Annotated in this window: 2 protein-coding genes and 1 pseudogene; 2 read left to right on the top strand and 1 reads right to left on the bottom strand. The window is 65.9% G+C overall.

Annotation, left to right across the window (positions count from 1 at the left end; translation table 11 throughout):
- Positions 1 to 206 precede the first annotated feature (206 nt).
- Together ACFWPJ_RS33385 and ACFWPJ_RS33390 are read left to right on the top strand one after the other, a co-directional pair.
- The gene (locus ACFWPJ_RS33385; protein WP_378857595.1) at positions 207 to 461 is read left to right on the top strand and encodes a type II toxin-antitoxin system VapB family antitoxin; all 255 of its coding nucleotides are present in this window, start codon (positions 207 to 209) and stop codon (positions 459 to 461) included.
- Complete coding sequence (locus tag ACFWPJ_RS33390) at positions 461 to 868, top strand: type II toxin-antitoxin system VapC family toxin (protein WP_378857597.1); 408 nt, start codon at positions 461 to 463, stop codon at positions 866 to 868. The genes ACFWPJ_RS33385 and ACFWPJ_RS33390 overlap by 1 nt, the downstream gene beginning before the upstream one ends.
- A 10-nt stretch (positions 869 to 878) precedes the next feature.
- Here ACFWPJ_RS33390 and ACFWPJ_RS33395 read toward each other — a convergent pair.
- Positions 879 to 1,190, bottom strand: a pseudogene (locus ACFWPJ_RS33395) (hypothetical protein); the annotation flags it as partial.

Genomic DNA, 1,190 nt, shown 5'->3' on the forward strand with positions numbered 1-1,190 from the left:
GCCTGTGGGTGTCATCTTCTCCTAACAACCCTCCTGGGCGGTGGGCCCCCCCCTTCCCGCGGGCGCTCTCTACTCGGTCACCCACAACGCTTACACCGACGGCGTCGTCACAGCGGTGTACTGCGTGCGCAACCCCGACAAGCTCAGGACCGTGCGGATTCCAGGCAACCATGTATAGATTCCTCCTGATGAGGTAGAATCTATAGATGGCCCTGAGCATCAAGCACCCCGACGCGGATCGTTTGGCTCGCGAACTCGCGGCACGCACCGGCGAGACCCTCACCGAAGCCGTCGTTATCGCGCTGCGCGAACGACTCGCCCGCGAAACCGGCAAATCGCAGCCCGACGATCTCCGCGAGGAACTCGCCGCGATTCGCCTCCGATTCGCGGAGTTGCCAGTCCTCGACGGTCGCAGTGCCGAGGAAATCCTCGGTTACGACGATCTCGGCCTTCCCGCCTGATGGTCATCGACACTTCAGCGGTCGTCACGATCCTCACCAATGAGCCCGAGGCCGCATGCTACGAGGATGCGATAGCGGCCGATCCCGTTCGTCTCATGTCGACCGGCACGTACCTCGAACTCTCGATCGTTATCGAGGCACGATATGGCGAGCCCGGCGGCCGCGAGCTCGATCTGTGGCTGCACCGTGCCGCCGTCGATTTGATCGCCGTGCATCCGGAGCACGCTCACCGGGCAAGGACGGCCTACCGCAACTTCGGCAAGGGCCGCCACCCCGCAGGCCTGAACTTCGGGGACTGCTTCTCCTACGCATTGTCGAAGGTCAGCGGAGAACCCTTGCTGTTCAAGGGCAACGACTTCACCCGCACCGACGTCACCCAGGTAGAGCTCGCCGGTTCGGAACCGTAGCCCAGCAGGATCAGCCGAGCCGCTTCTTCTGCACCTTGCCCATGGCATTGCGGGGCAGCGTGTCGACGAAACGGACCTCGCGCGGCCGCTTGTGTGCTGAGACCTGCTCGCCCACATGGGCGATCAGCTCCGCGCCGAGCTCGGCCGAACCGCCCTCGCGCGGCACGACGAAGGCGACGATGCGCTGGCCGAGGTCGTCGTCGGGCAGGCCGACCACGGCGAGGGCCGCCCCCGCGCGCGGGCGCTCCAGCGGCGGGGCGATGTATGCGGGCGGGCTGGCGGTTCGGGCCGGGTTGTTTTTGTGGATTTGGTACGGGCCCGC

This window comes from Nocardia sp. NPDC058497 (assembly GCF_042720195.1).
In the GTDB taxonomy this organism is placed as follows: Bacteria; Actinomycetota; Actinomycetes; order Mycobacteriales; family Mycobacteriaceae; genus Nocardia.

Bases quoted from the DNA above. Each gene is read 5' to 3' on its own strand.
- ACFWPJ_RS33385 (WP_378857595.1), top strand. From the start codon at position 207: ATGGCCCTGAGCATCAAGCACCCCGACGCGGATCGTTTGGCTCGCGAA.
- ACFWPJ_RS33390 (WP_378857597.1), top strand. From the start codon at position 461: ATGGTCATCGACACTTCAGCGGTCGTCACGATCCTCACCAATGAGCCC.